This window comes from Alkalihalophilus marmarensis DSM 21297 (assembly GCF_000474275.2).
Taxonomy (GTDB): Bacteria; Bacillota; Bacilli; order Bacillales; family Bacillaceae_D; genus Alkalihalophilus; species Alkalihalophilus marmarensis.
Map to the genome: position 1 here is coordinate 112,590 of NZ_ATAE01000005.1, position 14,397 is coordinate 126,986.

14 protein-coding genes are annotated in these 14,397 nt (G+C 40.3%); all 14 read left to right on the plus strand.

Going from position 1 to position 14,397, the window contains the following annotated elements; translation table 11 throughout:
• Positions 1-68 precede the first annotated feature (68 nt).
• The 14 genes from grpE to A33I_RS01995 all read left to right on the plus strand — a co-directional run bounded on the left by grpE (position 69) and on the right by A33I_RS01995 (position 14,337).
• Positions 69-635, plus strand: coding sequence for a nucleotide exchange factor GrpE (grpE, locus tag A33I_RS01930; RefSeq protein ID WP_012958084.1), 567 nt, complete (start codon positions 69-71; stop codon positions 633-635).
• Positions 636-687: 52 nt separating this feature from the next.
• On the plus strand, positions 688-2,520 hold the full coding sequence (gene dnaK / locus A33I_RS01935; protein ID WP_022626795.1) for a molecular chaperone DnaK: 1,833 nt from the start codon (positions 688-690) through the stop codon (positions 2,518-2,520).
• A 174-nt stretch (positions 2,521-2,694) separates the two neighbouring features.
• On the plus strand, positions 2,695-3,810 hold the full coding sequence (gene dnaJ, locus A33I_RS01940; RefSeq protein WP_012958086.1) for a molecular chaperone DnaJ: 1,116 nt from the start codon (positions 2,695-2,697) through the stop codon (positions 3,808-3,810).
• Positions 3,811-3,939: 129 nt separating this feature from the next.
• Complete coding sequence (gene prmA / locus A33I_RS01945) at positions 3,940-4,872, plus strand: 50S ribosomal protein L11 methyltransferase (RefSeq protein ID WP_012958087.1); 933 nt, start codon at positions 3,940-3,942, stop codon at positions 4,870-4,872.
• A gap of 28 nt (positions 4,873-4,900) precedes the next feature.
• Positions 4,901-5,653: a 16S rRNA (uracil(1498)-N(3))-methyltransferase gene (locus A33I_RS01950; RefSeq protein ID WP_022626796.1), complete on the plus strand. Its 753-nt coding sequence runs from the start codon at positions 4,901-4,903 to the stop codon at positions 5,651-5,653.
• Between the two features lie 5 nt (positions 5,654-5,658).
• Positions 5,659-7,008, plus strand: a complete 1,350-nt coding sequence (mtaB, locus tag A33I_RS01955) for a tRNA (N(6)-L-threonylcarbamoyladenosine(37)-C(2))-methylthiotransferase MtaB (RefSeq protein WP_022626797.1) — start codon at positions 5,659-5,661, stop codon at positions 7,006-7,008.
• Positions 7,009-7,492: 484 nt separating this feature from the next.
• Positions 7,493-8,167 (plus strand): deoxyribose-phosphate aldolase, encoded by a 675-nt coding sequence (gene deoC, locus A33I_RS01960; protein ID WP_022626798.1) that lies wholly within the window; start codon positions 7,493-7,495, stop codon positions 8,165-8,167.
• Between the two features lie 182 nt (positions 8,168-8,349).
• Positions 8,350-9,078: a TspO/MBR family protein gene (locus tag A33I_RS01965; RefSeq protein WP_022626799.1), complete on the plus strand. Its 729-nt coding sequence runs from the start codon at positions 8,350-8,352 to the stop codon at positions 9,076-9,078.
• A 224-nt stretch (positions 9,079-9,302) separates the two neighbouring features.
• Positions 9,303-10,277: a DMT family transporter gene (locus A33I_RS01970; protein ID WP_022626800.1), complete on the plus strand. Its 975-nt coding sequence runs from the start codon at positions 9,303-9,305 to the stop codon at positions 10,275-10,277.
• 77 nt (positions 10,278-10,354) lie between these two features.
• On the plus strand, positions 10,355-11,032 hold the full coding sequence (locus A33I_RS01975; protein WP_022626801.1) for a hypothetical protein: 678 nt from the start codon (positions 10,355-10,357) through the stop codon (positions 11,030-11,032).
• 1 nt (position 11,033) lies between these two features.
• Entirely contained in the window at positions 11,034-11,549 is a 516-nt protein-coding gene (locus A33I_RS01980) for a redoxin domain-containing protein (RefSeq protein WP_022626802.1), read from the plus strand.
• Between the two features lie 96 nt (positions 11,550-11,645).
• Complete coding sequence (locus A33I_RS01985; protein WP_012958095.1) at positions 11,646-11,906, plus strand: metal-sensitive transcriptional regulator; 261 nt, start codon at positions 11,646-11,648, stop codon at positions 11,904-11,906.
• A gap of 181 nt (positions 11,907-12,087) precedes the next feature.
• On the plus strand, positions 12,088-13,515 hold the full coding sequence (locus A33I_RS01990; RefSeq protein WP_022626803.1) for an MBL fold metallo-hydrolase: 1,428 nt from the start codon (positions 12,088-12,090) through the stop codon (positions 13,513-13,515).
• A 120-nt stretch (positions 13,516-13,635) separates the two neighbouring features.
• Positions 13,636-14,337 carry an MgtC/SapB family protein gene (locus tag A33I_RS01995; protein ID WP_022626804.1) on the plus strand — a complete coding sequence of 234 codons (702 nt, stop codon included), beginning with the start codon at positions 13,636-13,638 and terminating at the stop codon, positions 14,335-14,337.
• Positions 14,338-14,397: the final 60 nt, after the last annotated feature.

A 14,397-nucleotide genomic window follows, 5' to 3' on the forward strand; every position in this document is an offset into this window, starting at 1 on the left:
TAACGTAGCGTTTTTTATAAAGAGCCTGCTAAAAGCAGACGACTTGATTTCGGTAGGAGGTGAAACAGATGACTGAAAAAGACACAAACACACTAGAAGATGAACTAAAAGCAGAAGATACTGAGCAAGAAGCAGTTGATACAGATCAAAACGAGGCATCAGCATCTGATGAAACAGAAGTGGTGGAAGCAGAAGAAAATCCCCTTGAAGCACAAGTTGCGGAGTTAAACAATCGTATGCTGCGTGTTCAAGCTGATTATGATAATTTCCGTCGCCGTTCTCGCGAAGAAAAAGAGGCGGCTGCAAAATATCGCTCTCAAGCACTAATTGAAGGTTTACTTCCAGTTGTTGATAATTTTGAGCGTGCCCTTCTCGTTAAGCCTGAATCAGAAGAAGCACAATCTCTTCTAAGCGGTATGGAAATGGTGTACCGTCAATTAAAAGATACACTTAAAAATGAAGGTGTTGAAGTAATTGAAACAACGGGACAATCGTTTGATCCGCACTTGCATCAAGCAGTAATGCAGGTAAGTGAAGACGGGTTTGAATCAAATCAAATCGTGGAAGAATTACAAAAGGGTTATAAATTAAAGGATCGCGTCTTAAGACCTTCTATGGTCAAAGTAAACGCGTAATCCTTACATAGATCTATATAAATTAAACGATTGAAACTAGGAGGCATATAAAATGAGTAAAATTATTGGAATTGACCTTGGTACAACTAACTCATGTGTGGCAGTAATGGAAGGCGGGGAAGCAACAGTTATCCCTAATCCAGAAGGTAACCGTACAACACCCTCTGTTGTGGCATTCAAAGACGGTGAGCGTCAAGTAGGGGAAGTAGCGAAGCGTCAAGCAATCACTAACCCTAACACAATTATGTCAATTAAGCGTCATATCGGAACAGATTATAAAGAAACAATCGATGGTAAAGAGTATTCTCCACAAGAGATTTCTGCAATCATCCTTCAAAAATTAAAGTCTGATGCAGAAGCATATCTTGGCGAGAAAGTAACAAAAGCTGTTATTACAGTTCCTGCTTACTTCAATGATTCACAACGTCAAGCGACAAAAGATGCTGGTAAAATTGCTGGTCTTGAAGTAGAGCGTATTGTCAACGAGCCAACGGCAGCTGCACTTGCATATGGTCTTGAAAAAGAAGAAGATCAAACAATTCTTGTTTATGACCTTGGCGGCGGTACGTTTGACGTGTCAATCCTTGAGCTTGGAGAAGGTTTCTTCGAAGTTAAAGCAACTTCTGGTGACAATAAGCTTGGTGGAGATGACTTTGATGAAGTGATCATCAACCACCTTGTAGACCAATTTAAAAAAGATAACGGAATTGATCTTTCTCAAGATAAAATGGCTATGCAACGTCTAAAAGACGCAGCTGAAAAAGCTAAAAAAGATCTTTCTGGTGTAACGCAAACACAAATTTCATTACCATTCATTACAGCAGATGCTACAGGTCCTAAGCACTTAGAGTTAAGCCTGAGCCGTGCTAAATTTGAAGAATTATCTTCTGATCTTGTAGAGCGTACATTAGGCCCGACTCGCCGTGCGATGCAAGATGCTGGTCTATCTGCAAGCGAGATTGACAAGATCGTTCTAGTTGGTGGATCTACTCGTATTCCTGCTGTTCAAGAAGCAATCAAGAAATTAACTGGTAAAGACCCTCATAAAGGAGTTAATCCAGATGAAGTAGTAGCTCTTGGTGCTGCTGTACAAGCTGGTGTATTAACTGGAGATGTAAAAGATGTTGTATTACTTGACGTTACTCCATTATCACTTGGTATTGAGACAATGGGCGGAGTGTTCACAAAATTAATCGACCGTAACACAACGATTCCTACATCTAAATCACAAGTATTCTCAACAGCTGCTGATAACCAGCCGTCTGTAGACATTCATGTACTACAAGGTGAGCGTGAAATGGCTGCTTACAACAAAACACTTGGCCGTTTCCAATTAACAGATATCCCTCCAGCCCCACGCGGAGTTCCTCAAATCGAAGTAACATTCGATATTGATGCGAATGGTATCGTAAATGTTAAAGCAAAAGACCTTGGAACAAATAAAGAGCAATCGATCACGATTACTTCTTCATCAGGTCTATCTGACGAAGAGATCGAAAAAATGGTGAAAGATGCGGAAGCGAACGCTGAGGAAGATAAGAAGCGTCGTGAAGAAGTAGAGCTGCGCAATGAAGCAGATCAATTAGTGTTCACTACTGAAAAGACATTAAAAGATCTTGGCGATAATGTGGAGCAAGAAGAAAAAGATAAAGCAGAAGCGGCAAAAGATAAATTGAAAGCAGCAATCGAAGCTGACAATCTTGAAGAAATCAAAACGGCTAAAGATGAGCTGCAAGAAATTGTTATGGCTCTATCAACAAAGCTTTATGAGCAAGCAGCTCAAGCTGCACAACAAGCAGAAGGTGCTGAAGGTGCAGATGCAAAGCAAGATGATAACGTAGTCGATGCTGATTACGAAGAAGTAAAAGAAGAAGAGAAAAAGTAAGACAGCAGTACATTCATAATGAAATGTAAGACCTCTTTGAAAAGTCAAAGTCAGCTTGTATGACTTTGACTTTTTCTCTGAGATGACTTGAAAGCTTGGGCACTTAAAGTGCTTGCGCATCTTAAACGGGTAATGATATGATGTACGTTATGGAATAGAATCGGGAGTGTTGACATGAGTAAACGTGATTTTTATGAAGTTCTCGGTGTCGATCAAAATGCATCTGTTGATGAAGTGAAAAAAGCTTATCGTAAGCTTGCTCGCAAGTATCATCCAGATGTCAATAAAGCACCGGATGCAGAAGATAAATTTAAAGAAGTAAAAGAAGCCTATGATACATTAAGCGATCCACAAAAGAAGTCGCATTATGATCAATTCGGTCACACTGATCCAAACCAAGGCTTTGGCGGCGGCGGAGCTGGCGGCTTTGATGGATTTGGTGATATCTTTGATATGTTCTTTGGTGGTGGAGGCGGTCGCCGCAATCCAAATGCTCCTCGTCAAGGAGCAGACCTTCAGTATACGATGACACTTGAGTTTAAAGAAGCCGTTTTCGGAAAAGATACTGAAATTGAAATTCCTCGTGAAGAAACCTGTCAAACATGTACAGGATCAGGTGCTAAGCCTGGAACGAAGCCTGAAACTTGTTCACACTGCGGCGGGGCTGGACAACTGAATGTGGAGCAGAATACACCATTTGGCCGAGTTGTGAATCGTCGTGTATGTCATCATTGTGACGGAACAGGTAAATTCATTAAGGATAAATGTTCTACTTGCGGCGGAAAAGGAAAAGTCCGCAAGCGTAAAAAGATCAGCGTGAAAGTTCCTGCTGGTATTGATCACGGACAGCAGCTCCGTGTATCTGGACAAGGAGAAGCTGGTGTAAACGGTGGACCTCCGGGTGACTTATTTGTCGTCTTTAATGTGAAACCGCACGAATTCTTTGAGCGTGACGGGGATGATATTTACTGCGAAATGCCTCTTACATTTGCTCAAGTAGCATTAGGTGATGAGATTGAAGTCCCTACATTAAACGGCAAAGTGAAACTTAAAGTCCCAGCAGGTACGCAAACGGGTACTAACTTCCGTTTACGTGGAAAAGGTGTACCGAACGTACATGGGCGTGGTCAAGGAGATCAACATGTACAAGTACGTGTAGTGACTCCGAAGAACTTAACTGAAAAAGAGAAAGATATGATTCGTGAATTTGCTAAAATGTCAGGCGGACAGCCTGATGAGCAAAATGATAACTTTTTTGCAAAAGTAAAACGTGCGTTTAAAGGCGATTAATGTTTGGTTTATAACAAAATGAAGCGAAGCAGCAAAGGACACTAGCCCTTTGCTGCTTTCTCCCTGTTATGTGACGTCTGTATTTGGGAAATGACTTAGGAAAAATGATAAGGATGGAGTTGGGCAAGAATGAAATGGTCGGAGTTTAGTATCCATACGACAGAGGAAGCGGTAGAACCAGTGTGTAATATTTTGCATGAAGCAGGAGCGAGCGGAGTTGTGATTGAGGACCCGATTGACCTGATTAAAGACTGGGGTGTGCACTACGGCGAAATTTATCAACTTTCTCCTGATGATTACCCAGAAGACGGCGTCATTGTAAAAGCTTATTTTCCGGTGAACAGCTTTTTACTTGAGACCATTGATGAAGTAAAAGCATCAATAAACGGTTTAACAACATATGAGATTGATCTTGGCCGCAATAGCGTTCAACTAGCAGAAGTGAACGAAGAAGACTGGGCTACTGCATGGAAGAAATACTATAAGCCTGTTAAAATCTCTAAATCCATTACAATCACACCAACATGGGAAGACTACACTCCTACAGAAGATGAAATGATCATTGAACTTGACCCGGGTATGGCCTTTGGAACAGGAACTCATCCAACAACCGTTCTTTGTATTCAAGCATTGGAAAGTGTCATGCAGGGCGGGGAAGAAGTCATTGATGTAGGGACAGGCTCAGGTGTATTAAGTATCGCTGCGGCAAAGCTGGGCGCAAAACGTGTAATCGGCCTAGATTTGGATCAAGTAGCGGTAGATAGTGCTGCATTAAATGTAGAGTTAAATCAGGTACATGATACCGTAACAGTTCGTCAAGGCAACCTGCTTGAGCAAATTGATGGAAGCTATGATTTAGTAGTTGCCAATATTTTAGCGGAAGTGATTGTTCAATTTGTTCAAGATGCGGCAGCGATTCTTAAACCAGGCGGTGCTTTTATTACATCTGGAATCATTAAGCGTAAAAAACAAGAAGTAAAAGATTCTTTAGTTTCTGCTGGCTTTACCATTGATGAAGTGATTGAAATGGATGACTGGGTAGCCATCATTGCTAGGAAATAACCACTGCTATTAAAGTGAGGACGATACAATGCAACGTTATTTTGTCTCAGAAGATCAATTAAATGGCTCAACTGTTACCATTACTGGTGATGATGTCAAACATATTGCCAGAGTGATGCGAATGCAAGAGGGCGAAGAGATCATTGTTTCAAATAATGCAGGAAGAACGGTGCTAGCTAAGCTCAAGAAATTGAGTGAAAGTGACATCCAAGCTGAAGTATTAGAAGAGCTGGATCCAAAGACAGAATTACCCATTAAGGTAACAGTTGCGCAAGGACTGCCTAAAGGTGATAAACTAGAGTTAATTACACAAAAAGGAACGGAGCTCGGTGTCAGCTGCTTTCAGCCCTTTCAAGCCTCACGCTCGATCGTAAAATGGGATATGAAAAAGTCAAAAAAGAAAGTTGAACGCCTTGAGAAGATTGCAAAAGAAGCGGCTGAGCAGTCATACCGAGAAATCATTCCTACTATCAAGGAAGCAGCTTCTTTTACCCAGCTCTTAGAAACGATTGAAGGCTACACGCATACTATTGTAGCTTATGAAGAGAGCGCAAAGACGGGTGAGGCAAGTAATCTGCACAACGTTTTGAACCAGGTAAAGTCAGGGGACTCCGTGTTAATCGTCATTGGTCCAGAAGGCGGATTAACAGAAGAAGAGGTAAGTGAACTTGAAGGGAAAGGCGCCGTATTATGCGGGCTTGGTCCTAGAATCATTCGAACAGAAACAGCCCCGCTTTATGTGATGGCGGCTATTTCTTATCATTTAGAATTAATGAGGTGAAGATAATGCCTACTGTGGCTTTTCATACATTAGGTTGTAAAGTAAATCATTATGAAACAGAAGCAATTTGGCAGCTGTTTAAACAAGAAGGTTACGAGAAAGTAGAGTATGAGCAAACATCCGACGTCTACGTTATTAACACCTGTACTGTAACCAATACAGGCGATAAAAAAAGCCGTCAAGTGATTCGTCGAGCGATTCGTAAAAATCCAGACGCGGTGATTTGTGTAACAGGTTGTTATGCTCAAACCTCTCCGGCTGAAATTATGGCTATTCCTGGGGTTGATATTGTAGTCGGGACACAAGACCGTACGAAAATGATCGGCTACATTGAGCAGTTCAAAAAAGAGCGTGAGCCGATCAATGGGGTAGGAAACATTATGAAGTCTCGTGTATATGAGGAACTTGATGTCCCGGCATTTACCGATCGTACTCGTGCTTCTTTAAAAATCCAAGAGGGCTGTAACAATTTCTGTACCTTCTGTATCATCCCTTGGGCGCGCGGCCTTATGCGTTCACGTGACCCGAAAGATGTGATTAAACAAGCAACTCAGCTTGTAGAAGCAGGATACAAAGAAATTGTTCTCACTGGAATTCATACAGGCGGCTATGGCGAGGATCTAAAGGATTACAGCCTTGCTCGTCTCCTAGAAGATTTAGAGCAGGTAGATGGCTTAAAACGTATTCGTATCTCATCAATTGAGGCTAGTCAATTAACAGATGAAGTGATTGAGGTGATTGATCGCTCTGAAAAAGTCGTACGTCACTTACACATTCCGCTACAATCAGGTTCAAATACAGTTCTTAAGCGTATGCGCCGTAAATACACAATGGAATTCTTTGCTGAACGTCTTGATCGTTTGAAAGAAGTGCTTCCAGGTCTTGCCGTTACATCAGATGTAATTGTTGGTTTCCCTGGTGAGACAGAAGAAGAGTTCCAAGAAACATTTGATTTTATTGCAAAGCATAAATTCAGTGAGCTTCATGTCTTCCCGTATTCAAAACGTACAGGGACACCAGCAGCACGTATGGATGACCAAATTGATGAAGAAGTAAAGAATGAACGTGTACACCGTTTAATTGAACTTTCCAATCAATTAGCAAAAGAATATGCTTCTCAATTTGAAGGAGAGGTTCTTGAAGTGATTCCGGAAGAACGTGATAAAGAGAATCCTGAGAGCGGTTTGTATATTGGTTATACCGATAATTACTTAAAAGTAAAAGTGAAAGCAACGGATGAGATGATCGGTAAGATCGTTAAAGTAAAAATTGCAAAAGCCGGATACCCTTATAACGAAGGTGAATTTGTCCGGGTCTTAGATGATGCCGAGATAAAGCAAGCGGTAAACGGATAACGTAGGGAAGGATAAGACCATGAGGGATCATGGTCTTTTTCTTATGAGTGGAGGGAAAGATTCCCTAGTTTAGATGCCAACTGGCGCAATACTCATCACGGTCTATATAATAGAGACTGACTATGACACATATTACTACTGAAACGGTGCAATTACTGAGCTTTGTAGCTATTACGTGTACAAAGAATACAATAACGCCTTGGACCGACGCAATTATGAATGAAAGCAACACAATAAGACCTTACATCGGCACAATCATAAAATGGCAGCAATTTTAAATGCTTTCTAGCCAGCGTCTAAAGAGGTAATCGCTTCCAATAGAATGTCATATAAGGCTCTTATCTATGGTTATTTAGAAGCTTTCATCCATTTCAGGATACATATTTAGCATTTGTGTAAAAATAAGCTCGTCTAATTAGAACTTTTATGCTACGATAATAAAGAGGTACGTACAACTAATGTTAAAGAAAAGAGGCGCTGTAAAATGAGTCAATCAATTGCTAATTTAATCGATCACACAGCTTTAAAAGCGGATACAACAAAAGAACAAATTCTAACTCTTTGTGCTGAGGCAAAAGAATATAAGTTTGCATCAGTATGTGTAAACCCAACTTGGGTAGCGCTTGCAGCAGAGCAGTTAAAAGATGCAGAAGGTGTAGAAGTTTGTACGGTTATTGGCTTCCCCCTAGGTGCAAGTACTCCAGAAGTTAAAGCATTTGAAACGAAAAATGCGATTGAAAATGGTGCAACTGAAGTCGATATGGTGATTAATATCGCAGCACTTAAAGACAAAGATAATGAGCTTGTAGAGCGTGACATTCGTGCTGTTGTAGAAGCGGCGAAAGGGAAAGCTTTAACGAAAGTAATTATTGAGTCTTGTCTACTATCGGAAGAAGAAAAAATCCGTGCTTGTGAACTTTCTGTCAAAGCAGGCGCTGACTTTGTTAAAACATCAACTGGTTTTTCAACAGGTGGTGCTACAGTTGAAGATATCGCTCTAATGCGTAAGGTTGTAGGTCCAGAGCTAGGCGTGAAAGCTTCAGGCGGCGTTCGTGACCTTGAAGGAGCGCGTGCAATGGTTGATGCTGGTGCCACTAGAATTGGAGCAAGTGCCGGCGTTTCTATTGTGAACGGTGAAAAGTCTAACTCAGACTACTAAATTCTGTATAAAAACATGTAAGCAGACAACTGGGATACTCGGTTGTCTGCTTTTTATTTTGTTAAAGGATAGGTCTAATTGAGGAATGTAGCACGTTTGTTTAATTCTTAACATATTCTCCCAATAAGTAGGGTATATGTATGACAAGACAATGTTTCTACAACTTGGGAGGAGTGTTCAACATGAATCGATCTTTAGCCTTTTTTAACGCAGCTGCATTGATTACCGTATTAATCGTAAACTATTTATCTAATGCCCTGCCAATCAACGGTCAAACAGCAGGTGAGATATCAGACCGCCTGAACGTAATGTTTACACCGGCTGGATATGTATTCTCTATTTGGGGACTTATTTATTTATTGCTTGTCATTTGGGTAGGGGCGCAGTTCTTTCCTAAAACGAAAAACAATCTAGTCTATGAAAAAGTGGGATTATGGTTTGTCATCAGCTGTGTATTTAATATAGCTTGGCTGCTGCTGTTCCATTATGAGTTCTTCAATCTGACGATGGTGGCGATGGCTGCACTTCTTATAAGCTTGATTGTGATTTACATTCGGATGGATGGAGTGAAGGGTCCTTCAAAATTTAGAGTTCCTTTTTCTGTCTATCTAGGGTGGGTGTCTGTAGCTACGATTGTTAATGTGGGGATTGTCCTTACGGTTAATAATGTAAGCACCTTTGGTATTGCACCCGAAGTGTGGACAGCTATTTTATTAGTGGTAGGTACGGCTCTTGCGATCTGGTTTATGACCTATAATAATGATGTGATCTATCCAATGGTATTCATCTGGGCGTTTATCGGTATTGCTGTTGAGCGATCTGAATATCTAATCATCGTTTATACAGCATGGGCAATGGTTGGTCTTATTGCAGTACTAATTATTGTTCAATTCTTTAGAAGAAGATCTTAGTTACTTAACACAATTAAAACTTTTGAAACTGCACCCCAGTTGTTAGACATGACTAATAATTGGGAGTGTAGTTTTTATATTCAGGAAGGTGATTCAACCATACATGATTGAATTGCCTTTTTTTTCTATCTATTTCATTTACACTTGAGCTTTAATGCGTTAAACTGAATTAAATTTCGTCAAACTAAATGTACCTTTATAAGAGCTAAGAAGAGGTGTTAACATTGAAGGCTATTTTAATTGGACTGCTTGCATCGGTATTCTTTTCACTTACCTTTATTTTAAACCGATCAATGGAGCTTGAGGGGGGAAGCTGGTATTGGAGCGCATCACTGCGTTTCTTTTTTATGGTGCCTTTTCTGCTCTTGATTGTGTGGCTGAGAGGAGGCCTAGCTGATTTATTTAAAGAAATGAAAAAGAATCCACGTGAATGGTTTATTTGGAGCTTTTTTGGGTTTGTGGTGTTTTATGCTCCGATTACGTATGCTGCCGGCTTCGGACCAGGATGGTTAATTGCAGGAACATGGCAAACAACGATTGTAGCGGGACTCCTTTTAGCTCCGCTATTCTATGAAACGATCCGGACGACAGACGGGGTTGTACGCAAACGTCAAAAGATATTACTTCATTCTTTATGGCCTTCTGTCATTATATTATCAGGGGTATTTTTTGTTCAGCTTGAACAGAGTTCTGGAGTGTCTGCTCTTATTTTACTAGGAAGCGTTATCCCTGTTGTGATTGCAGCTTTTGCTTATCCTCTTGGGAATAGAAAGATGCTTGAGCTCGTTGATGGTTCAATTGACACATTTCAACGTGTACTTGGTATGACATTAATGAGTCTTCCTTGGTGGGTGTTACTCGCCGGCTATGGCTTTATAGCAGAAGGTCTTCCGAGCCAGAGTCAGGTAACGCAGTCATTTATCGTAGCTTTGTCCTCAGGGATTATAGCGACTGTCCTATTTTTCTTTGCAACCAATCTAGTTAGACATGAGCCGCAAAAATTGGCAGCTGTAGAAGCGACACAGTCCGGTTCAGTTGTCTTTGCTTTTTTAGGAGAGTTATTGTTACTCGGAGGAGCATTCCCATCAATAGTTGGGTTATTCGGGTTGCTAACCATTGTCACCGGCATGATTATTCATAGTTTTCATTCAAGAGGAGAACCTAAACATGCCAAAACGGCATCTGCAAAGTCCGTTTAATTAGATCCTGTCTTCTTTACAACATAACCAGAGTTAGTTATGATACCCCTATAGGTAGTTTGAAGGGTGGTAATAATATGAATGAGGTGTGGTCGGTCGGCCCTTTTATTGTTAGACAATCATGGGTCGCCCTCATCGTCATTGTTTTACTCGGCTATTATTTAGCTAATCAATTTTTTTATGAGATGATGAATGGTACAAAGAAAGATTCTGAAGTTTTTTGGAATGGTTTTTTTGCCTTTTTTGTTACGTTTCAATTTTCTAAGTTAATTTTAAATCCTGCAGTGGCAATTGGTGACCCTATCGCCGTATTAGCGACCCCAAGCGGGGCAAATGAATGGATGCTCGCTTGGGTTGTGATGTGTGTCTATTTATGGTGGAGTACGAAAGAGGATGTTGCACTAAATACTACCGTCTTTATAAAAATAGCAGGTACCTATTTAATCATTGAGATAATGTATTATGCAGTCTTTCCATTCAATACGATGGAGGGAATAGTGCGTACAAATGTGATCTTAATGGGAATTAATACATTAGCTCTGTTGTTTATCTATATACAATCCAAACGGCAAGAGACGCATACTCGTATGCTAGGGCAGTTCCTCATTTTATTTGGATTGATAAAGGGCCTGCTTTCTTTTTTTATCCCTATAAGAATGCTTGATTATTCTGTTCCAAGCTGGTTTTACTTTATGTATTTTATTGCTGGATTAATCATTTTATCAAACGAAACAAAGCGCAAGGAGGTATCCTAAGATGCGTGCCAAACTAGTTTTACTTATCATGACAGGGTTCCTTGCATTTGGAGTGTTTGATTCTATAACGAGTGAATCTTCTTTAAGCAAAGAGAAAACAGGGGACGGGGATTCCGGCTATGCACCAGATTTTACATTGGAAACGTTAACTGGTGACAAGCTTTCTTTATCAGATTTTAGAGGAGAGCCGGTCATGATTAATTTCTGGGCTACATGGTGCCCTCCATGCCGAGCTGAGATGCCCGATATGGAGAGGTTTTATCAAGAGACTGATATCGTTATCTTAGCAGTCAACCAAACAGGTTCTGAAGCATCGGTTGCGGGTGTTCAATCATTTACGGAGGAATTAAACTTAACCTTCCCGATCCTTTTAGATGAAAAAGGGGAAGCTGCCTCGCTTTATAGTGTCCAGCCCCTGCCAACGTCTGTTTTCATTAACCGTGACGGAGAAGTCCATCATGTACAGGTTGGTGCGATGAATAAAGAAATGATGGAGCGGGTGTTAGCTGAGCTTTAGTAAAAATGGGTGTTCGTGTACAATTTTTCTAGAATCGGTTAGAATAGAATATAGAAAGAATACAGCAAAACCTTTAGTTGAAGGGGGTTGGAATAGATGGAATACACTCAAGAAATGAAAAATCGCTTAAAAAGAATTGAAGGTCAGGTACGAGGTGTATTACGCCTCATGGAAGAAGGCCAAGATTGTAAATCAGTGATTACACAAATGTCTGCAACAAAATCAGCTATGGACCGTGCCATGGCATTTGTCATTGCCAAAAACATGCAGCAATGTATCCTTGATCAAGTGGAAAAAGGTGAAGATGCTGATCAAGTGGTAGAAGAAGCCATTCAACTGTTAGTAAAAAGCAGATAATTAATTCAATACAATAACCAACCCCCTTCAGTTGTAAGAAGGGGGTTTTTTTAGGTTGGTTAGAATGTTAATCTACTTAAATAATTAAGAACTAAAGAATACCTCTAGCCGAACTTAGGATTAACTCTCATGAAAACGGGGAACATAAACGGTAGACTATAAACCGTAGGAGGTATATTTTATGTTCTTTCGTTCTTTCTTTGATGAGAAGTTAGCTCACATGTCCTATTTAATTGGCTGTCAGAAAACGGGGGAAGCTATCATTGTCGACCCAGGCCGCAACCTTACACCCTATTTTGAAGTAGCAAAAAAAGAAGGATTCACTATATCAGCTGCAACAGAAACGCATATTCATGCCGACTATGCATCAGGTGCAAAAGAATTAGCTGAGCTGTTTAATGTACATCTCTATCTATCCGATGAGGGGGATAAAGATTGGAAGTATGAATTTGCAAAAGATGTAGGTGCCACGCTTATAAAAGAAGGCGATGAATTTTCGATTGGCGGTGTTTATTTTAAAGTGATGCACACGCCAGGTCATACGCCTGAGAGTATTTCTATCTTATTAACAGATAAAGGCGGCGGAGCCCGTGAACCAATGGGGGTATTTACTGGTGATTTCTTATTTGTTGGTGATGTTGGCAGACCTGATCTGTTAGAGAAGTCTGCTGGCTCTGCAGGAACAGCTAAGGTTGGAGCAAAGGATATGTTTGCATCACTGCAAAAGGCAAGAAATTTATCAGATGACCTGCAAATATGGCCTGCTCATGGTGCAGGGAGTGCTTGTGGAAAATCTCTCGGTGCTGTTCCGGTAAGTACAATTGGTTATGAAAGGAAACATAATTGGGCATTTCAAATAACTGATGAAGATGAGTTTGTAGATGAACTATTATCGAGCCAGCCAGAGCCGCCAACGTATTTTGGCGTAATGAAAAAATTAAACAAAAAAGGGGCAGAACAAAAGACGGGCAACATGCCTAGAAGACTTCAGTCACTTTCTGAATTAAAGGAAATGATTGATGATCATGTCTATGTTCTAGACACAAGAAAGTCTCCATTGTTTGCTTATGGTCATATTAAAGAGGCTGTGAACATATCGATTGAAAAGTCATTTACAAACTGGGCAGGGTGGCTTGTTCCTTATGATAAAGATTTAATTGTGGTTGTAGAAGAAGAGAAACTAGATGAAGTGATCACTGCTCTTCAATCTATAGGACTTGATCGCACCATTGCGTTTATCAATCAAAAAACAATCGAACAAGATGTTACACTGCCAATGTACAAACAAGTTGATGTTCATGAAGCTTACCAAGCTGTTAAATCGAGTAATACATCGAATGAGGCAGCTTTAATTGATGTAAGAAACGACAGTGAATGGACAGACGGCCATGCGCCTGAAGCTATACATGCGTTTCTAGGCCACATTGAAGACCATTTGGAAGATTTGCCAAAAGATCAACCCTTATATATTCTTTGTGGCTCGGGTGTCCGTTCAGCTATTGCGGTAAGTGTGCTGCAAAAACACGGTTTTGATCGAGTTGTGAATGTTAAAGGCGGGTTTACAGCTTGGGTAGGGGCAGAGCTCCCTGTCACAAAAGATAAATCATGATAAAGAGTACCTGCTAAGTACCTTCACTATACGTGAGGGTGCTTTTTCCCTTCTCTTTTAATAGGAGGAGGAAGATTTGATGTATAATAGAAAACATTAATATAGAGAGGAGACGGTTAAATGGAAGACATTTTTGAAATGATTGTTTATAATCCCGCATTACATAAGTTATCTTTAGCTGCAGCTGCAGGTCTTGTCATCGGTCTTGAGCGTGAATTAAAAGGTAAACCTTTAGGGCTGAAAACATGCTTAATTGTTGCAGTAACGGCATGTCTTCTAACGATTGTTTCCTACGAATCAGCCTTTTTGTTTTCAGAAGCTTATTCTCGTCCGATGGATCCGGGGCGTATCCCCTCTTATGTGATTAGCGGAATTGGATTTTTAGGAGCGGGTGTAATTCTGAGGAGAAACAATGATGCGATTTCTGGATTGACGACCGCATCTCTTGTGTTGGCATCTGCTGGCTTAGGCATTACCATAGGGGTGGGTTTTTATGTAGAAGCATTATTAGGAGTCTTCTTTATGATTCTTGGCGTACGAATTATTCCTGATCTCATGTCTTGGATAGGGCCGAAGAAATTAAAAAATATTGAAGTGCGAGCAAAAATTTATATTGAAAAAGATACAGACTTAACTAGCTTTCTAAAAGAAGTGAAAAATAAAAACTTTGGAATCAGGCGCGTAAAAGTAAAAGAAGAAGCAGAAGATATTATTATTTCATGTATTGTAGTTACGAGCAGAGAGGTCTATACGACAGATGTTTATTACGCATTGAAATCCTCTGAAAATGTATTACAAGTGGAAGTTGAGAATATCACCTAAGAGAAAGTCACTTTTCAAAGTGGCTTTTCATATAAGGTTATATACCCCATTGTGTATATT